The organism is Clostridium sp. YIM B02506 (assembly GCF_022324845.1).
In the GTDB taxonomy this organism is placed as follows: Bacteria; Bacillota; Clostridia; order Clostridiales; family Clostridiaceae; genus Clostridium_T; species Clostridium_T intestinale.
On sequence record NZ_JAKGTG010000030.1, the window covers coordinates 1 to 21,831 of the forward strand.

Consider the following 21,831-nt stretch of genomic DNA (forward strand, 5'->3'; position numbering starts at 1 on the left):
ATAACTGGAAAGCAAATTTCCAGTTATATAAATGAACATAATTTATAATTCACACAAAATTTTTCACATTCTCATATAAGAAGTTTTATTCCTTGCCCAAATTATTTTTATCGGTAAAACAAAGACTGCAACAAACATTTAAGTTTATAGCAGTCTTTTGATTTTAAATTATTTTATTCTTAATTCCTCGAGCTCATCATTTAGCATCTTTTCAACTGCATATGCAAAACCCTCTTCTTTATTGCTTTTAGTCATATATTTGCAGACTTTCTTAATCTGCTCCATAGAATTTTCCATGGCAACAGTAGCTCCAAAGTCCATTGATAACATAGAATAATCATTCATGCTATCTCCTAAAACCATAACTTCATCCATATTATATCCAAGTATTTCTATGTACTCCTTTAGTGCTATTCCTTTTTGAGCATTTATATGAGTAAGCTCTAGGTTAGATGCAAATGAGGAAGCAGAAACAATTCCCTCTACATCTGAAAGGGCTTTATCTATTTCTAAAATAATAGATTCATCTTGAGAAAAAATAAATATCTTATAAATAGAAATATTATCTTTCCTTAAATCCTCTACTGAACTAATACATTTTACGTGATCTAATCTTTGTTTAAATTCTGGAAGTGATTCAATATCTTCTTGACTTCCGTCATAAAAAAAGTGGCGTGCCTCTAAAATTAAGCTTTCTTTCACTTCTTCTTCAGATCCAATTGCATAGTCATATTGATCTGAACAAAATCTTGCTGTTACTGGAAAATCTTTAATTCTATCTAAAATATCTTCGAAGCTAGAATGATCCATTGGAACCTGTTTTAAAACTTTTGAATCTTGATCTCTTACCTCTGCACCACTAGCTACTATATAGTCGCATTTTAAATTGTGTTTTTCCAAGGTGCTCATTGTCCCTTTATAATGTCTACCTGTAGAAATAATAAATCTTATATCCTTTTTATATAACTTTTGTATAGCTTCAAGTGAAGCGTCTGAAACTTCATGCTTTTCATTTAATAGAGTTCCATCCATATCTGTTACTACTACTTTAATCATAAAAAAATTACCTCTTAATTATATTAATTTCCATTTGAATTTCTATAAACAGTATAGCATAATATTCAACTTTACATAAATAAGCTCTTTAAATTCTATAAAAAAGATTATATACTTAATAATAGAAATAATAATTTACCAATAAATAGAAATTAAAATTAAGGAGTTTATATATGAGAAAAAAAGATGTCCTTGAGTTAAAAAAGCGTTTTAAAAAAGATTACTGTACTTTCACTAAAATGTGCGGATGTTATGTTAATGGAGAAAAAAATGTTCTCTTAAAATTCAGAGAAACCTTTCTAAACCTAGAGGAAGATGAGTATTTTAAGTTTTTAGAAATAGCAAAAAAAGTTTTGTCTGGAACTGTAGGCAATAATATTCTAGAGCTTAATTTCCCAATCAATGAGGAGTTTGTAAATGAAAAACAAATCTCCCTTATGAGGCTTAAAAATAGTAAACTAAAGGATGATAATATTTTAGATGAATTTTATGACTCTATTATAGACAATTATGATTACACTGGGAATTTTCTAATCCTTATATTCCATGATGCTTATGATGTTATAACTAAAACTAAAGATAACATAAAGATTGATGAGTCAGAAGAAGTTTACGAATATGTTTTATGTGCAATATGCCCTGTATCTCTGTCAGAGCCTGGACTTAGATATTTTGAAGAAGAAAATAAGATTAAAGCACGTATTAGAGATTGGGTGGTTGAAGCCCCTACTAATGGTTTTGTTTTCCCTGCTTTTATTGAACGTAGTACTGATGTTAACTCCATTATGTATTACACGAAAAATCCTAAAGAAACTCATCCAGAGTTAATGGAACATGCTCTAGGATGTTATAAAAAGCAAACTGCAACCATACAAAAAGAAGCTTTTCAATCTATCATTAAAGATTCCTTACTTGTTGATGAAGATGAGGCTGATAAAATATTTATGGAAGTGCAAGAGAATTTAAACACAATGATTGAGGAATATAATGCAACTTATGAAGATGTGGATCCAGAGCCTATAATATTAAATAAAAAAGACGTTCAAAATCTACTAATTGAAAGCGGAATTCCAGAAGAAGTTACTATTAAGATTGAAAAATCTTATGAGGAAAGTTTTGGTGAGGATCTTCCTCTTGCTGAAAGCCTTATAGACTCAAAAGCACTTAAGGTAAAGGCTCAACTTAATAAAGAAGAAAGTTTAAAGAAACAGGTACAAGTTCTTCAAAATAAGCTTGAACTTGTCAAGCAAGAAGTTGCCTTAGATAATGATACTCCTCTATCTTCAGAAAATGATGAAGAAACTGTGACCTTAGAAGAAGCTTCGGCAACAGGTTCTGACGATGAAGAAAATACCTTTAAATATGATGTTATACTTCAAGTAAAACCTGAAAAGATACCTCAAATTAAATCTCAGATAATTGATGGACAAAAATGTATAGTTATTCCTATAAATGAAAATGAACAAACTACAGTAAATGGCCAAGATGATTTAATCTAGTTTTAGTATAAAAAACAGCAGCCTTAATTAAGAAGACTGCTGTTTTTTTATATTTAATTATTTATTTTGTTTAAAATATCTTTTATAAGGCTTAGATTTTCAGTAAGTCCATTTAATGCTAAAACAGCCTGCCCTATTTTATCATCACCTTTTACTAACTTATTTTTAAGAAAAACAGCTTTAATTTCGTCATAACGTTTTTTCTCTTCTTCGTTTATACATCCAACAAGCTCTTTCCACTTAAGCATATTAGCTTCTGCTCCTGTAGTTAAGGTTTGCGAGTCATTTTCATAACTTGCAAGTATTCTAAGGAATAGCTCATCATCATTCATTGCAGGAATGATCTTTTCTGCTATCTTATTCATATTTCTATAAGAACCTTGCAGCTTAAATGCTGGCTCATTTCTATATTCTTCAGCTTGTGCTGCTGAATATATATATTCAAGGTTAACCTTTAATACGATATCTCTTACTTTAAATAATTTATGAATAAGACTTACATATTCATTCATTTCTTCAACAGAATAGTTGCCTTCTAAAGACACATTTTCTCTCGGTTCCCCTTTAGCCATTTCAACAAATCCATATAGATCCTTTGAGTTGTTATTACTTAACTTAGATAAAACAGGGTTTGAAGTCAATGCATTTTCTATATAACTTAGCTTAAATGCTTCTTCATTTTCCATAAGCATATCTCCAAGATTATATACATCTGCTCTATTTGAAAGCATATCAGGAATTTTAAACTTCTCTCCACTTTCAGTATATGGATTACCTGCCATTACTACAGCTACCTTTTTACCTCTTAGATTATAAGTTTCGCTAACTCCATTGTAGACACCTTCAATTTTTCTTTGTCCATCACATAAAGAGATAAACTTTTGTAAAAACTCTGGATTACAATGTTGGATATCATCTACATAGATCATTACATTGTTACCCATCTTTAATGCAATATTAAGTTTCTTAAGTTCTTCTCTAGCTCCACTATTATTAGCTTTATCAGGATCTAAGGAAGTTACTTCATGTCCTAAACTAGGACCATTTATTTTAACTAAAATAAGCCCAAGTCTATTTGCAACATACTCCATTAAAGTGGTTTTACCATAACCTGGTGGAGATAATAGTAATAGTAGACCCATTAAATCTGTCCTTTTATTGTCTCCTGAAGCACCAATTTGTTTAGCTAGGTTATCACCTATTAAAGGAAGATAAACCTTGTCAATTAATTGATTTCTAACAAAAGAAGTTAAAACATCAGGTTTATAATCATCAAGATGAATTTTTGCTTTGAAGTCTTTTATAAGATTCTTTTTAATTTCTTGAAACTCAATAAAATCAATAACTTCTTTAGATTTAAATCCATTTAACTTATCCATAAAGCTCATATAGGATAAAATATAATCTCCATTATTAATTACAGAGTGAGTCCCTATAAGTCCTGATATTTTCACCTTTGAATCTAAATAAATCACTCGGCCAAGTTCAGGTTTGTTTTCTATTAATAATACAATAACCTCTTTTAGCACTCCATTTAGCTCATCACTATTTAATGATTCAAATATTGATAAATTTATATCTTCTTTATTTTTATCATTTAAAACTTCATCTCTATAGGCTATTATACATTCATTTATTAAATAATAAAGACCTTCTAGATCACTCTTGCTGCTTTCTATTGATGATAAAAATTCATTTAAAACATTCTTATCTCTTAAGGATTTAATAAACCCATCATATACATTTTTAGCTTCTTTACTTATTATGAATTCTTCCCCTTTCATTATTTCAAGGCAAAGATATTCTGAAGCTTCATATATGTCTTTTTCTGAAAATAAGGTTATAAGATTGTTTTGTGATTCCATTTTTCCTACTAAATAGGGAATATATTTTTCTAAATTTGGTGAAGAATTAAAATATAAGTTAACCTTAGATAGTTCTTTTAAGCGTTTCCTTAATGTTTCTTTTACCTTTTTATCAGCTAGAAAGTTCCAATACAATCTAGCCAAAGCTCTAACTTCACATTTATATATTAATAAATCAATTTTTTCATGTAATTCTAATAGTGTTTTTAAGATTTTTGAGGCATCTATATCATGTACACCTTTTGTATATCCCTCTTGATATCTAGGCTCCATAAATTTTTGTGCTATTTCAATCAGCTGAGCTTCTGATTTAGTTTCTAGCTTTTTGATAGATTCAAATCTCTTAGCTTTAGCTTCTTCAAATAGTAAATAAGCTAGATACTCTCCTCTATAAACCTTGTCGTTTTCTGACACTACACTTTGATTAAAGACATAATTGTATTTTTCAATAGAAGATAAATTGATCTTCTCCCAGAAATCTGTACCAGTTATATGATAAAATAGTGCATCATCCTTTTGAACTATAGATAAATCAATAGATTTAGTATTAATTGAAAAATTGTGTCTACCAAGTTTAATTACATTTTCACCATTAATATAAAGTTCTTGTTTATCCTTTAGCTGGCGAACAGCATCTTCCTTTGTCTTTTTAAGTCTTGATGTTATTTCATCTGCTTTTACTGAGTCTCCAAGATCATTCAGGTTTGAGATTACATCCCTTACCCTTTCAACCATAATATCAGTAGCAAAATATCCATTAATTTCAGAAACACTTTGGAAACTTTTTAATCTACTACTGAGTCCATTTAAAATACGTTCTGCAGAATCAAAAAGACCAATTATTCTTTTGTTTATCTTATCTAATATAGCTTGTTTTTTACTTTCAAATGCATTGTAAATCTCTTCTCTTTTTTCACTTAATTGTAGTATATAATCATTGAATTCAGAAAACTTACCCTCAAGTTCTTGAATCATAATCATAACTTTATTTAAGTATTCGTCACACTTTTCTACAGTATCAGAAATATCTAAATAATTTACTACAGATTGACTTAAAAGCTTTATTTGAGAATGAAATTGAGAAGTCATTTCATTTTTTGTAAGCTCTTCAATTTTATTATTTAGTCTTGCCTTACCATTATTAATAAGAGAAAATAATGAAGATATCTTCTCTATTATTTCTGTTGTCATTGTTGGGTCTTCTATTTTAAAATTACTAATAATATCTATAAGAAGCTCTAAATCACTTGAAACCCCATTCATTTTCCCTTCAAGTTCTCTACCTTCTTTAGACTTAGTTACCTTAACTATCTCCCCTTGTAGCTCTTTAACTTTTTTATCATAAGGTAATAACCCTTCAGGTGCTAATAAAAACTCAACACATTTTGTAGAGAATTCATCATACTTTTCTTTAACATCCTTATCAAGAGAATTTACAACATTAAGGTTTGTGTATCTTAATTCTTTAAGTGTGGCTATTTTCCCTCTAGTATTTCTGATTTCAGCTAAGGCTTTTACATATTCATCAATATTATCGAAGGTTCCATACTTGATATTCTTTAACAATTCTTCTGTTGATTTTTGAGTATCTTCTATCTGCTTTTTAGTAGATGCCTTAATTCTTAATACTTTTTCATATTCACCAATAGCAAAGGTTGCGGATTCTTTTAAAGCTAAAAGAACTTCTTTTAAATTGAAGGTTTCTTCTTTATCTAACCAGAAGTAGGAGTCAATTATCCTTTCGCATTCTTTTACTATATCTACATAAATACTTTGATAGCCATCTTTTTTATCAACAAGTTTACATACTGAGTTACAATCAGCCATGGCATTAACAATATCTTTATTCCCAATTTTATATACAATAGAGTCCTTATCTCCTTGGCTTACGTAGTTTTTTCCTACATAAGGGGTTTGCCATAGTTGTAGCATGTGATTTTTTCTTGGTTCACTTTCCTGTCTAGCTACTATCATTTCTCCGTTATTAAAATGAGAATAACCACTACAAATTATAGGAACATCAATTTTTTGCTCGATTATGTTATAGGAGTAAATTTGATATTCCCCACTATTTGTATTGTAGAAAATGTACTGATAATCTTCTCCATTTGAGGAGGTAATTATTTGATCAAAGACTGAACCTTCAGCTTCTATATCGAATATCTTGTATTCTCCAGTTTGAAGATAATATCCTTTTGGGAATATTACTCCATGGTGTCCTGGAAGAAGAATACAGGTATCTTTAATTGAATCTATTCTGACTACGGTTTTAAGCTTATTATTAAAAATGAAATATCTAAAATCATTTTCTTTGTAAGGTTTAATTTTTAGTATTATAAGTTGATCTAAGTCTGCATAATATATTTCAGCGTCATCAAGACTTTGATCCATGTCCTCTACAGGTTCTGAATAAATTCCCTGGCCTGTATCTGTATTATCTTCAATCTTAATTGTTAAGTCTTTTCTTATTGTTTCAACAAAGACCTTGTCCAATATTGAGATATGAGGATATCTACCGTTTCTTTGATCGTCTCTAGTAGCTTTTACAAATTTGAATTCACTTTTATTTTTAAATTTTACCTCATGGTCACTTCTGCTATCTACATATATAAGTTTATTTCCTTCAATTGCCCATTTAAACACCTTAATATCTGTAGGATTTTTTCCAGTTTGAAAAATCATATAAAAATAAGGATCTATTATAGTGAACTTAGCAAAAAAGGTGTTTTTATAATACTTATATAGCTCATCAAAATCATTTATAAAATCCTGATTACTTATTAAATCAAGAGGCTGTTTTATAAATTTTTTATCAATATATCTATAAATTGAAAAAACATCACTTAGCTCTGTTTTTGATTTAAGACCAATGTGAACATTGTATCCAAAGATAAATAAATCCTCTACTGGGGCCATATCTCTAGGGACACAATTGTTTTCAGTGATTATCCTTTCACTTCCTAGAAGTTTAGTTTCTATGGAGCCAAAGGTTTCTTTTCTAGCAATATTTAATTTATTAACTCGTTCTTTTAAATCTGCTCCATGATTAATAAGACGATTTTTTATAACCTCATAGGTGCCTTTTTCCATATCTTCGATACTATTCAAAATGCTTCTCCTTATTTACGAGGGATTTCTAAAGTTTTTGCTGGTAGATCAGCTAATCCTGCTTTTTTCACTGTTTCTAACAGCTTTCCTAATACTGCTTTATCACCATCTGCTGAAGTTGTCATCATCTTATTTATAGCACCTGCAATTGAAAGGTTTTTTATATCTTCTGAAGTTATATTAAATCTATCCATAAAATCCCCTAGTTGTTTCTTAAAATACTCAGGATCACCAGTAATAAAGGTTTCCTTAATATCTGTAAGAACTTCACTATTCTTTACTAGACGATCATATGATTTACCTTTTGTTACTGAACCTATAATCTGGTCAAAGAACATTGTTTCTCCACCCACAATATCAATTTTAGCTGCTTTAAGAGCTTCACTGATAACTGACGCTTGAGCTTCAGCAATTTCTTTTTGAATATTAATATTTGCAAGTTCAATTTCTTTTTCTTTTTCAAGTTTAAGCTTAAATTCTTCATGACCTCTACCAACTTCATCAAGAGCTTTCATACTGCTAGCTTTTTCTTTTATTCCTTCCGCTTCAGCCATGTATTTCTTCTTCATGATATCAGCTTCTACAGTTCCTTCTTTTTCCTTAACTTCAACCATTGCGCTATCAGCTTTAGCTTGAGCTAGAGATTTAGATTCAATAGCTTTTGCCTCAGCAACAGCCTTAGCTTCAATAACCTTAGATTCTGCAATACCAGAAGTTGCTTCCTTTTGAATATTGGCATCTGCAAGTATCTTAATTGCCTCAGCTTCTTTTTGAGATGCTTTATATTTAGCATCAGCATCAATAATAGTTTTTTCTGCCAATCTCTCAGCTGCTTCTTTTGAGGCTTCAGCTGATTTAACTTCTACTATAAGCTTAGATTCTGATTGTTCTTCTGCCTTTTTAATAGCTACAGACTTAACTCTGTTAGCTTCAGCAAGAACCCTAGTATCGTTGATTTTTTCTTCTTCAATAACTGTATCTTTCTCAACAGCAACTCTTTCTCTTATAATTGTTTGAATATTTTTCTTTTCTATTTCTACTTCCTTTTGCTTGTCTATACTTGCAAGTTCCACAAGTTTTTCTTTTTCAGTTCTTTCTAATAATCTATTTTTATCAACTCTTTCGGCTTCAACAGCTTCTGTACTCTCTTTTGACTTCATAGCTATAATAACTTGTCTTTGTTTATTTTGTTCTGCAACTTCTATTTCTTCATCAGACTTAACTCTTGCCATTTCTGATTTATATCTCTCTTCTTGTCTAACTTTTTCAGCTTCTGCTTCTTCTCTTGCAGTTATAATTGCAATCTCTCTTTTTTGTTTAGCTTCAGCCTCTGCATTTTGCTTTTCAAGTTCTAATATAGCTTCTCTAGCAGATACATCTTGTTTCTTTATAGTTTTTTCCTTATCTCTTTCAATTTGGTTAGCTAATATAAGTTGTTCAGCTGTAAGTTCAGTTATTTTCTTTATACCTTCTGAATCTAGAATATTATCGCTGTTTAATAATTTTATATCAGTCTGCTCAAGATAATCTATAGCCGCATCATCTAAAACATAACCATTTAAATCAGTTCCTATTATTTGAAGAATTTCATTTTTAAAAGTTTCTCTTTCAGTATAAAGTTGAACAAAATCAAACTTTTTACCTACTGTTTTTAGCGCTTCTGAGAATTTTGCATCAAAAAAATCCATTAAAGTTTTTGGATCTGATGCTTTTACACAGCCTAATAGTTGACCTACTTTTAATACATCTTCCCTTGTTTGATTTACTCTAACAAAAAATGCAACTCTTATATCTGCTCTTAAGTTATCTTTGCATATAAGACCATCTTTACCTTCTCTAGCTATTTCAACTCTCTTAACAGAGATATCCATAATCTCGCTTTTATGTAATATTGGTAATACAAAAATACCGCCAAAGGATACTACAGGCCCCCCAATACCATTTCTTACAACAACCTTTCCTTGATCTACCTTATGATAGAATTTAGAAAACATTGCAAGCAGTCCACCAATAATAATTACTCCAGCACCAATACTAATTAATAAAAGTTGTATTTCATAAGTCATTAATATCACTCCTCAATCTTTATAATGTAATAAATATTTTTATCTTCGTCTTTTCTATAAACATAAGCAATTTCATTTTTAATAAATATATCATCATCTTTTTCTGCTTTCACATTTATTAATAAAGAAGCGCCATCTCTTTTTATTTCTCCTTGACCTAATCTTCCATCTTCAATGTTGGTTATCAATGTTACTAGTTGTCCAACTACTCCACCATTTGGAGCAATATCTTCATAGTCCTTCTTAAAGAGTTTCTTAAGTGGCTTTGTTATTATCTTAGTAACCAATAAGCTAACTATAAAGATCGGAATTAATATTAAACCATTTATAAAACCTCCTGGTGTTATCGGAAGTCTATATAACATCATTGATAAAATCCAAAATATAAAGGATAAAATGCTAAAAAACACCATAAAAGGTATATCTCTTAAATTTAGGAAAACTAATATTCCCTGAAAAACATCTGCATCAACGTCTACGTCAAAATCTAGTTCAAATAAATCAAAGTCAAAGACGCCAATAATTACAGTTATCCAGTATAATAAAACTAATCCTAATAGTACTGTAGGTATAATATTTACACCTTTTACAGCATTATTTATTAACTCACTCATTTCCCCTCCCCCCTCATATGTAAATTTTATCATTTTTTAACATTAACGACAATACATAACATCTTATAGACAGGTTCAGTTATTTAAAAATAATGATTCATAAATAAAAAGCAGTTTCTTTAAACTTATTAGTCTAAAGAAACTGCTAATCTCATCTTATTGTTATTCTTATTTTTTAGATATAAATTATCTCTACTCCAGCAAAACTTATATCTCCAACTAAGGTTAAAGTATTAGTTATTACTTGACCACTTCTATTTTTTTCACTAACATCTCCTAAAAAAGCATTAGTTTTAATATCTACACGCCAAGTCTTAGGTATATACAACTCTACCCCTGAAAAAGATGCATCAATTTTTACTACAGCATTGTCTTTACTCATAACAGCATTATCAAAATATACCTTTAAAGCTCCAAATGAACACTCTAAATCTGCTTGTTCAAATTTATTTGTATTTATATACTTTATACTTGCTCCAAATGAACTCTTAAATGCAACTTTGCCATCATCTTCAACATCAACTTTTTCAAACTTATAGTCATCGTGGTGATGTTTGTGGAAATGTTTATGATGAATAAATTTAACATGTTTATGGAAAAGCATTGAAAGACCTATACTACCAAATAGTGCTGCTATTAACACTGTCCAAGGCGTTATTTGCGTAATTCCTAATTGCTTATCATACATTATGCAAATAAATGCAATTGGGAATAAAATACCTGGAAAGTTTAAACGAACTATACTCTTTCCTATAACAACTACTAAAAAGAATGTCAAAATTAAACTAAAAGGATTCACATCTGGGAAGTAGCCCAGCTTACTTACAATCAAGAAAATACCAGATAGTATAAATATAAATCCCCAAAAAACTCTTTCTTTTTTCATATTATTTCCTCTTTTCTAATAATTTTATTTTTAATGGTTTATAGTAATATCTTGAAACATATACCTGTTTATGGGTGTTTTGAAATTCAACCTTACTTGAGGATGAAAGACTACGTGTTATGGAGTAAATATGATTTGTGTTTAGAATTGTTGATTTTGAGACTCTCATAAAATATCCTGGCAATATTTCTTCAAGCTCGTAAAGTTTATATTTAACATTGTATATATTATCAGTGGTATGTGCACAAACGGCACTTTCCTCTGTTTCGAAAAAAAGAACTTCTTCTAAAGCTAGATAATACTCAGTTTCTCCTTTGTAAAAAGTTATGCTTTTCTTAATGCAAATTAAATCTCCAAGCACACTTTGAATATTTTTGACTTCCTCAGTAAGCTCATTGCACCTTATTATAATTTCGTTTTCTCTAATTTCATTATCAACTTCAATTCTTATTTTCATATTGCCACTCTCCATGCTTTTATTATATTAAGATGCTTTTTCTTTGTAAATATCGTTTAGGTAAGTGGTAAATTATTAGAAGTAAGAGGTATTGTTTTTTATCGAAGTGGTTTTATAGAAAAACTCAACACCTTATATCATTGTTATAAGAAAGTGTTGATGATAATAGTTATTGATTGGTTATAGGCAGAGACAAGCATCCAAACTTAAATATCAACACTTAAATAGAACAAAATCATATGTAGTAAAAAATACTAAGAAAAGATTAGAGAGGAATTTCAACAAATATATAGAAAAGACGCAAAATAGCCTTTTAAAGAGACTATTTTACGCCTTTTAAAAATTTATTATTTAATCGTAAGATACTTTATATACTAAAAATATTGCTATTACTCATCCTGTAATGCATCATAGCCATGTTCTTTAGTACGAATTTTAATTACATATTACAACATCAATCTTAACCTTAGGAAGTAACTTTGTATCAACGGCTGCACCTCTGAAGTAAGTAGGATTTCCTTTTTGCATACCATGACCCATAACGTTTGTAACTGTAAGACCAGTAATTCCAAGTTTTTCGAGAGTTTTCTTGATTAGATACCAAACAAGGAAAGATGAAGCAAATACAAATGCACCTACTGCAACTATACCTAGAAGTTGAACACCAAGTAATTCAAATCCTCCACCATAGAATAAGCCATTTTTAGATGAAAGGCTTGTAACACCTCCTTTTGCAAATAAACCAACACAGATTGTACCAAAAACACCACAAGCAAGATGAACAGCTGTTGCTCCAACTGGATCATCAACTTTTATACGGTCAAAGAACATTACTGCAAAAACAACAAGAATACCAGCAATAGCTCCAATTAGAAGTTAAATTTCAATGCTTACATAAGCACAACTACCAGTAATACCTACTAATCCCGCAAGACATCCATTAATAGTCATACCTAAATCAGGCTTACCTATTATAATCCAATCTGTAGCTGTAGAAGTTAATACTGCTGCCATTGCTGCTGTGTTAGTGGTCATTAGTATATGCATAACATCAGTTGGATTTTGAAAACTCATAGTTGATCCTGGATTAAAACCAAACCATCCAAGCCAAAGAACAAATAATCCAATAACTGCAAGTGACATATTGTGTCCAGGAATAGCATTGACTTTACCATCTTTACTGTACTTTCCAATACGCGGCCCAAGTAGTAATGCTCCAGCAAGTGCTGCCTAACCTCCAACTGAGTGAACAACTGTATCACCAGCAAAGTCCATAAATCCTAGAGTAGAAAGCCAGCCGCCACCCCATATCCAGTGCCCTACGATTGGATATATAACAAGCGTTAGTACAAAAGAGAAGATAATAAATGAAATGTATTTTACACGCTCAGCTACTGCACCTGAAACAATTATTGCTGCAGTACCACAGAATACTAATTGGAAAAAGAATTTTCCCCAAAAGGTAACATTTGATGTAAGAGTTCCATCGTAGAAGGAAAGATCAGAATTTCCCAAAATAAAAACATTCTGAGTCCCAATAAATGGGTTGTCTCCTCCAAACATAAGACCCCAACCAAGCAGCATAAAACCAAGGTTCATAAAGAAAACTAAAATTCCAGCAACCAATACCCATATCGTGTCAATAATCATTGTAGTATCCATTAATACACCGCCGAAAAATAAATAATAATAAATAAATGAGTAAAACAAAAAAAGAGCAAAGACATTCTTGATAGAAGTAATCTTTGCTCTCTTTTTTAATAAATTTATGATATCATATCCGTTGATAATTATCAATATTTTCTTTGGTTCAATTGTAAAATTTGTATTTTTAGTGGCATTATTTATTAAACTTGTTAATTTTGATTTTTATATCCTAAAGTTAAGTATATAGCTATTCAACTATTTTATAATATGCCTTTGCTGTTAAAGAAAATACTATTCCGTAAATTGCAGCAAAAACAAGTATTGTTATTATAGTTGCTACCATAAATAAAGATACATTTCTAAGGTTTAAAACTGCAAGAAGTTTAGTTATCATTGGGAATGCAAATCCAACATGTATTACTGCTGTAACAAGAGGAAGGAAAAATACCATAAGTACTTGACTTCTAATAGTTTTCTTAATTTCAACTTTACTCATTCCAACTTTTTGCATTATTTCAAATCGATTTTTATCATCATATCCTTCTGATATTTGTTTATAGTAAATGATAAGAACTGTAGCCATTAAGAATAGCGATCCTAAGAATATACCTATAAAGAATAAACCACCATATAATGAATAGAAGCTTTCTTTACTTCCAGCAGAACTATCAACATGAACTTGTAAATTATTTTCTTTAAATTTCTCATTAAGTTTATTTGAGAGAACTCCTATATTTTCATCTGAGCCAGAAACGTCAAATGCCACATAATATGCTCCATCTCCATTTGCCTCCAATACGTTTATGTCATTTACGAATACTACATAAGTATTAATTACATCATTAATATTAATCTTTAAGGCTTCTATTGGTTTATTAAAAGATTCTTTAATATTGAATATTTTATTTTCTATAGTAATATTATTTTTATCGAAGTTCTTTACATTTGAATAAACAACAGCTTCATTATCCTTTAGGGTAATATTCTCACCTTCCAATCTATTGTAGTCAGCAATAGATACAAATTGTAACAAAGTAACATCTGAACTCAAGCTATCCTTATTGATTAAATCTAACTTCCCATCATTATTTATAGCAGCAAAGTATTTGTTAAAGTAGTTGAATTTACCTGTTGTTTCTATACTATTATCTTTTGACTCCCTTACTAATATTTCATCTATCTTTTCTGCCTCATCCTTTGTAGCTTGTGAAGCTGTTAATATTATATCTCTAGGGAATCTAGTTCTTAAAACATCCTCCATTCCTACATATAAAGAAACTGTTGTGGAAATCATTACAAGTACACAAGTACTTAAAATACAAATATTCGCTAGTCCAATAGCATTTTGCTTCATTCTGTACATCATTCCAGAAATAGAAATAAAGTTACTAGTCTTATAGTAAAAGTTCTTATTTTTTCTAAGTGTCTTTAACACAACAATGCTTCCCGCTGTAAAAAGTGCATAAGTTCCAACCATAACTAAGATAACTGCAACAAAGAACATTTGCAATGCAGCAAGTGGTGATTCGATTTTTAAAGCAAGACCATAGCCAGTACCAAGAGCTATTAATCCAATAATAGTCATAATCCATTTTGTCTTAGGCTCTTTTTCTCCATGTTCTGAACCTCTTAGTAATTCTATAGGTTTTAACACTTTGATTTGAACTAAATTAGATAATAAAGTTGAAATAAAAATACCTGTAAAAAGCAACAATGTAATTATTATGGATGGTACTGAAATAGTAAAACCAAAGGCAACCTCAAATTTAAGAAGTTTTAAAAGTAGTAAAAACATAAGTTTATCTAAAATAAATCCAGTAACAAGTCCAACTACTAAGCTAAATAATGAAGTATATAGAAATTCGAAAAATAGTATTTTAGATATATGCTTTTTCTCAAGCCCAAGTACATTATATAATCCAATTTCTTTTTTACGCCTTTTAATTAGAAAACTATTAGTGTAGAAAAGAAATATTGCTGAAAATATTCCTATTACTATAGTTCCTAGATTAAGTATTACTTTTAGACTTTCAGATCCAGATACACCGTCTAGTCCTTTATTTATTGAGAGTTCATGCATTATATAAAACATCGCAATAGTGCATATGCAGGTTATTATAAAAGGCAGATAGGTTTTACTATTCTTTTTTATATTTATAGCTGCAAGTTTTGGATAAAATAGTTTATTCATTCACCACACCTCCAGTTGCAATGACTGTAAGGGTATTTGAAATCTTCTCGAACATCTCCTCATTAGACATTGAACCTTTATAAAGCTGATGAAATACTTCTCCGTCTTTTATAAATAGAACTCTTCCTGCATGACTTGCAGCTTTTGTACTATGGGTAACCATAAGTATTGTTTGACCTTCTTTATTAATGTCAGAAAATAGCTTCAAAAGATGATCTGTAGCCTTGGAATCAAGAGCCCCTGTTGGTTCATCTGCTAAAATAAGCTGAGGATTTGTAATTAAAGCTCTAGCTACTGCAGCTCTTTGTTTTTGTCCACCAGATACTTCATATGGGAATTTATTCAATATATCCTTTATGCCTAATTTCGCAGCAATTGGAGTTAATCTTTTCTCCATTTCATCATAAGACTTTCTTGATAAAACAAGTGGTAGAAATATATTATCCTTTAAAGAAAAGGTATCAAGCAAGTTAAAATCTTGAAATACGAATCCTAAATTTTCCCTACGAAATGCAACTATTTCACTTTCTTTAATAGAAACTACGTTTTTACCTTGAAGTAAAATCTCTCCACTGGTAGGCTTATCTAAGGATGCAAGTATATTAAGTAAAGTGGTTTTTCCAGAGCCAGATTCCCCCATTATAGCAACATATTCACCTTCTTCTACAGAAAATGTTACATTGCTAAGAGCCTGAACTTGGTTACCTCCAAATCTAGTTGTGTATATCTTTTTTAAATTATTTACCTCTAATAATTTCATAAAACTTCCTCCAATTAATTGATTTGACTATACATTAATTGTAATAAAAAAAGAAATGTACAGCCATAACTTAGGCTTACATTTCCCTTTTTAACCTTACATTTATGTAAGGTATATGATTAATAATTATTTATATAAGTAGATTAATGAGCATGTTCTAAATTTGAAAACTCCTCTTCTATCACACTTATTACCTCTGAATAGTGACGAATTCCTTCTATAGTATCTGTGGATAATACTTCGGATACTACTGGAAATTCATCTATAAAATTAAGTTTTTCTTGTTCTAGCAAATTAAAATCCTCTAGTACTTCAACTAGTAGATCTTTATTAGAAGTCCATACTTGTAGATATTTAAAACTAGTTATAAATACTTCATCCATTGTAGCTTCATCATAATAAGCTATTCCAAATTGTATATACCCATCATTAGTTAATTCAAATTTATACTCCTTAAGGATATCAATAATATTTTGCTTATAAGAAAAATCACTTAAGATTGGCTTTTCATCTTTAAACCCAATAATACCATAAGCAATATCTCCTAATAACTTATTTGATAAACTTACAAATAAGTTCCAAACATTATCTGCATCTATATTAACCTCAGCATAATGAGTAAATTTCTCATTATGTACCGAAGTTAACTTATAACCTTCAACAATATTTGAAGAATTCCTAGCACTATTTATCTTTTGAACATCATACCCATCAGGATATTCATCTAGCTCAGGTACTCTTATACCTAAAGGGAGTCTATAAATACTCATAATAACAGCTCCTTACATAAAATGTTTTCTTTCTGTATGATTTATATGTACCTACTTTTCTAAACCAAATATTTTTTGATAATTGTTGTATTCAATGTAATATTTTGTTCTTCTCTCAACGATATTAATAAGTTGAGGATTCAAAGCTTCAACTATATATCTAGCTATCAATTCTAGAAAAATATTTACGTCATTGATATGTTTGTAATTTTTAGAATAATCATATCTTGCTGTTCTTCTACCACTTGCTCCATGAGCAGTCGCATTTCTTCCTGTTCCATAAATAATACTCCCAATACTTTTATCTTTAAGATATGAATGTACACTCCATTCCTTTTTTATAACTTTTATCTCAGTTTTTAGTTTAGATATAAAATTAACATACTTAGCCTTTCTTTTTTTTGTAATACTCTTGCCATCGTTACTTACGTAAGTTCCAAAATCTACATAGTATAAAGGAATAAAGTTATACTTCAAGACCTCATTAGCATAGTAATTGAGTGCATCTTCAGGATTATAATCTGATGGCTTAAACATAGGTAGATAATGATATTCTGCACCATATTCAAAAACTCTATATAAAAACACACACCTTGGTAATGATTCAAACTGTTTTAGTGATGCATGATATAGTTCAAACAGCATCTCATGATTAGATTCTTTAAAATATATGCCCTCATATACATTTGTTCTTAAAATTGGCAACTCAAGATGAAATGGCTCTTCACTTTTACTATCGAAGAAATTTTTCTTTCTTAATCTTAACAAATCTAATAGGTCAAACTGTTCATATAAGTTACCTATTTTTCTATTAAAATTATAATTTTCTGTAAAATAAAAGTATGGTTGTCCATTAAAATATGCAATAATATTCAACAGTGCATTTTTCGTTTCCTCTTTAGAATTTTCATTATAAAAAACTGAAAAATGATGCATTTCAGAAACTGCAATATAAACATCTTTATAGAAAAATATATCCTTATCATACTTTGTTATTGAGTTAGGTCCTATAAATTTATTTATAGTATTAATATAAGTATTAGGAAAATCTTTTAGTCTATGTAATTCTATGTTTATTTCATGTATTCTCTGTTTTATTTTAAATTCCATATACATACATATATTTTCATATAGTAATTTCCTTTCATTAAATGCAAAGCTTCTACCTAGTATCTCATAAAGATAATTTTTATTACTTTCTAATCTTATATCACATTCAATTTTTAAAGTTTTATTTTTGATATTTTTAAGAAGTTTACTGTACATTTTTTTACTAGCTTTATATACCTGCTGATATTTACTCTTTAGATATTTCTTTTCATCATATGACTTCATAGAATATCGCTCTTTATTCAATTCAATAATAACTTTACTATACTCGTCTAACTCAAAATATGCTAATCTTGCAGGAACACTCAAGTAATTATCACCTAGATCTATTATATATTCATTAATTGATTCTTCTATTTCTCTTAATTTTATCTCTAATTCCAACATAATCCCTATCTCCCTATTAATGTAAGCAACTTATTTTAATCTATTTAATATTTGAACTCTAGATACTTAATCCAACATTCCTTTCTTCCAACTTAATATTAATAAATTACTATTTTTGAGACATACATAAATATAACCAATATAAATCTATATATTAACATCTATTTATCCAAAATAACTCATTAAATATATATCTTTAGTTCTCTCGTCGTATCCAATTTATACTAGTTATATAAAAATTATACACTACCGCTCTGTAGAAAATCAAATGAACAACTTACTGATGTCCTACTGAGTCTTCATCAAATTCATTCATTTAACACAAGAAGTTAAGAATTTAAAATCTTAAGAATAAAAGAAGTTAACTTCTTTTACTTAAATATTTATACACATCTGCTCTGTAGGAACCTCAAAGAGGTTCCATTAAATTCATTCTGTTAACCCTTCCTCTAAAGGAGTTCAACGAAGATTAGCAAGTAATCTTCTACAGAATAGAAGTGCACCGCTGACCTGTAGAAATACCTTTAGGTATTTCATTAAACTCCTTTTAACTTCTGCCCTATAGAAGACTCTGAAAGAAGCTTAATCAAATTCATTCAGTTAATTTTCTTTCCGAAGGAGTTCAATTATATCCCATTTTAGATTAATTGCCCACTATCTCTTCTCTAAAAAAACAACCCCAAACAAAGTTAAATCTTTGTTCAAGGTTGCAAAATCCACCCTTCTATTTATCAGCTTTAACGAATAATAATTTATAAACTTGCACTACTATAAGTGGAATAGCTGATAATCCATAGATATAGCTAAATTCACTTGAACTTAATGGAACCACTTCAAAAATCCCACTTAATGCTTTAACATTTAGTACTAATATTAATAACAAGTAACCACTTATTACTGCAAACCATATGATTTTATTTGAAAATAATCCTATCTTTAAGATTGATTCTTTAGATCTGCAATTAAATCCATGAAGTAGCCTAGATAAACAAAGTGTACCAAAAGCCATTGTACTTGCAACATGTGCACCACCATTATTTAATCCTATATGAAATGCTACCATGGTTACTAACGCTATAAGGATTCCTTCCATTATAACTTCAATTGCAAATGATTTATTAAGAATAGGAACATTTATGCTCCTTGGCCTCTCTTTCATTACATTCTTATTATGGGGCTCAAGTCCTATTGCTATTGCTGGCAAGCTGTCTGTAACCAGATTAATAAACAAAAGATGAACTGCCGCAAAAGGTATTGGTAATGCCAATATTGATGCATAAACAACTGATAATATCCCTGCAGTATTTCCTGATAGTAAGAATTTAATTGAATTTTTAATATTTGAATATATACTTCTACCATTTGATATCGCTTTTATGATGGTTGAGAAATTATCATCAGCAAGCACCATTGAAGATGCATCTTTTGCAACTTCTGTACCTGTTATTCCCATTGCTATTCCTACATTTGCTTGTTTTAAAGCTGGTGCATCATTTACACCATCTCCAGTCATTGCAACGATATTTCCTTTTTCCTGCCATGCTCTTACTATTCTGATTTTATGCTCTGGAGATACTCTAGCATATACTGAAACTTTTTCTACTCTATTTTTTAATTCTTCATCACTAATTTTTTCTAGTTCAAAGCCTTCCATAGCCTCTGATTCATCTTTAAGAATTCCTATTTGTTTAGCTATAGCAGATGCAGTAATTTTATGGTCACCAGTTATCATTACTGGCTTTATGCCTGCTTCAATACATTTTTCCACCGCATCTTTTGACTCTTCTCTTGGTGGATCTATCATTGCTACAAGCCCGACAAATATTAAATCATGCTCATCTTCAAAGGTAATTTCTTTTCCTTCATTAATTTCCTTATAAGCAAAGGATAAAACTCTAAGTCCACTCATTGAAAATTCTCTATTTACTTTTTCTATTTCTTTTTTGTGCTCCTCTGTAAGCTTTTTTATTCCTTCTGAAGTCTCAAGCTTAGTGGCTCTTGCCAAAAGCACATCTAATGCACCCTTAGTTACCATTGTGAACTTATCTTTAAACTTATGAGAAGTACTCATTAACTTTCTATCAGAATCAAAAGGTACTTCATCTACTCTTGGATATTGTTCTCTTATAACTAATTCATCAAGGTCATATATTTCACCAAGATTAACTAATGCAATTTCAGTTGGATCGCCAATTTCCTTATTTTCTACAGTAACAGCATCATTACATAATAATGCCATTAAAACTAGCTCCCTTTCTAAATCCTTGTGGTGATCTAAGCTATCATGATCAATTATCTTATCATCCACAAAAACCTTCTGTACTGTCATTTTGTTTTGTGTTAAGGTTCCAGTTTTATCTGAACATATAACTGAAATACTTCCAAGACTTTCAACAGCATGAAGCTTTCTTACTATGGCATTTTTCTTAGCCATCTTTTGAGTTCCAAAAGCAAGAACTATGGTTACAATTGAGCTTAAGGCTTCAGGAATAGCTGCTACTGCTAAAGATACTGCTAACATAAAGGAATCTACAATATTACGTCCTCTGAATATATCTAAACCAAAAATAATTGCAGAAATGATTAATATAACAATCGCAAGCTTTTTCCCAAAACTGTCCAAACTCTCTTGAAGTGGCGTTTTCTTTTCCTTTGCACTCTCTAGCAAATTTGCTATTTTACCAATCTCAGTATGCATACCTATATGTGTAACTAGAATAGTTCCTCTTCCATAAGTTACAAAGCTTCCTGAAAACACCATATTTTTTCTATCGCCAATGGCTACGTCATCTTTATTTATTACATCAACAAACTTTAATACGCTTTCTGATTCACCAGTTAAAGAACTCTCATTTATTTGAAGACTAAAACTTTCAAGAATTCTACCATCAGCACTAACATAATCTCCAGCATCTAGGTATAAAATATCTCCTACTATAAGTTCTCTTGAAGGAATCTCAAGTTTTTGACCATTTCTTAAAACCTTAGCAATAGGTGATGAAAGTGCCTTAAGACCTTTTAGGGATTGTTCTGCTTTTATATGCTGTACAGTTCCTAATATCGCATTAATAATAACTACAACCATAATAACAATAGTGCTTTCAAACTTTCCAAGAAAAGCTGAAATAATAGCTGCACCTAATAATATAATCACTAAAAAATCCTTAAATTGATCTAAAAAAACCTGCACATGACTTTTTCTTGCTGCTTCTTCTAGTTCATTAAAACCATATTGCTCTCGTCTTTTATTTACTTCTTCTTCATTTAACCCTTTATTAGTAACACCCACTACTTTAAGTGACTCTTCCTGTGACTTTTTATAATATTGCTCCATGAACTGTGCCTCCTTAAAAATGACTACAAAAATAGTATATTATTTCTCTATAAGATAAATATAATTCCGAATTATTATCCC

12 protein-coding genes and 1 pseudogene are annotated in these 21,831 nt (G+C 29.8%); 1 reads left to right on the plus strand and 12 read right to left on the minus strand.

What is annotated here, in order from left to right; all coding sequences use genetic code 11:
* Positions 1–168: 168 nt before the first annotated feature.
* Entirely contained in the window at positions 169–1,056 is an 888-nt protein-coding gene (locus tag L1S49_RS18315) for a Cof-type HAD-IIB family hydrolase (RefSeq protein ID WP_238906841.1), read from the minus strand.
* A gap of 173 nt (positions 1,057–1,229) precedes the next feature.
* Between L1S49_RS18315 and L1S49_RS18320 the strand changes: the two genes are divergently transcribed.
* Positions 1,230–2,555, plus strand: a complete 1,326-nt coding sequence (locus tag L1S49_RS18320; RefSeq protein WP_238906842.1) for a DUF4317 domain-containing protein — start codon at positions 1,230–1,232, stop codon at positions 2,553–2,555.
* Positions 2,556–2,608: 53 nt separating this feature from the next.
* Here the strand turns inward: L1S49_RS18320 and L1S49_RS18325 are convergent, their stop codons facing one another.
* The 11 genes and pseudogenes from L1S49_RS18325 to L1S49_RS18375 all read right to left on the minus strand — a co-directional run bounded on the left by L1S49_RS18325 (position 2,609) and on the right by L1S49_RS18375 (position 21,750).
* Positions 2,609–7,528, minus strand: coding sequence for a DNA repair ATPase (locus tag L1S49_RS18325; RefSeq protein WP_238906843.1), 4,920 nt, complete (start codon positions 7,526–7,528; stop codon positions 2,609–2,611).
* An 11-nt stretch (positions 7,529–7,539) separates the two neighbouring features.
* Positions 7,540–9,594 (minus strand): flotillin family protein, encoded by a 2,055-nt coding sequence (locus tag L1S49_RS18330; RefSeq protein WP_238906844.1) that lies wholly within the window; start codon positions 9,592–9,594, stop codon positions 7,540–7,542.
* A gap of 5 nt (positions 9,595–9,599) precedes the next feature.
* On the minus strand, positions 9,600–10,208 hold the full coding sequence (locus L1S49_RS18335) for an OB-fold-containig protein (RefSeq protein WP_238906845.1): 609 nt from the start codon (positions 10,206–10,208) through the stop codon (positions 9,600–9,602).
* Between the two features lie 175 nt (positions 10,209–10,383).
* Positions 10,384–11,094 (minus strand): LiaF domain-containing protein, encoded by a 711-nt coding sequence (locus L1S49_RS18340; RefSeq protein WP_021801916.1) that lies wholly within the window; start codon positions 11,092–11,094, stop codon positions 10,384–10,386.
* A gap of 1 nt (position 11,095) precedes the next feature.
* Complete coding sequence (locus L1S49_RS18345; protein ID WP_238906846.1) at positions 11,096–11,551, minus strand: LytTR family DNA-binding domain-containing protein; 456 nt, start codon at positions 11,549–11,551, stop codon at positions 11,096–11,098.
* Between the two features lie 389 nt (positions 11,552–11,940).
* Positions 11,941–13,213, minus strand: a pseudogene (locus tag L1S49_RS18350) (ammonium transporter).
* Positions 13,214–13,445: 232 nt separating this feature from the next.
* Entirely contained in the window at positions 13,446–15,389 is a 1,944-nt protein-coding gene (locus L1S49_RS18355) for an ABC transporter permease (protein WP_238906847.1), read from the minus strand.
* Positions 15,382–16,149: an ABC transporter ATP-binding protein gene (locus L1S49_RS18360; RefSeq protein WP_238906848.1), complete on the minus strand. Its 768-nt coding sequence runs from the start codon at positions 16,147–16,149 to the stop codon at positions 15,382–15,384. Before L1S49_RS18360 ends, L1S49_RS18355 begins: the two co-directional genes overlap by 8 nt.
* Before the next feature lie 143 nt (positions 16,150–16,292).
* Positions 16,293–16,919: a hypothetical protein gene (locus L1S49_RS18365; protein WP_238906849.1), complete on the minus strand. Its 627-nt coding sequence runs from the start codon at positions 16,917–16,919 to the stop codon at positions 16,293–16,295.
* Positions 16,920–16,970: 51 nt separating this feature from the next.
* Complete coding sequence (locus L1S49_RS18370; protein ID WP_238906850.1) at positions 16,971–18,416, minus strand: hypothetical protein; 1,446 nt, start codon at positions 18,414–18,416, stop codon at positions 16,971–16,973.
* A 724-nt stretch (positions 18,417–19,140) separates the two neighbouring features.
* Positions 19,141–21,750: a cation-translocating P-type ATPase gene (locus L1S49_RS18375; protein WP_238906851.1), complete on the minus strand. Its 2,610-nt coding sequence runs from the start codon at positions 21,748–21,750 to the stop codon at positions 19,141–19,143.
* Between the last annotated feature and the right edge of the window lie 81 nt (positions 21,751–21,831).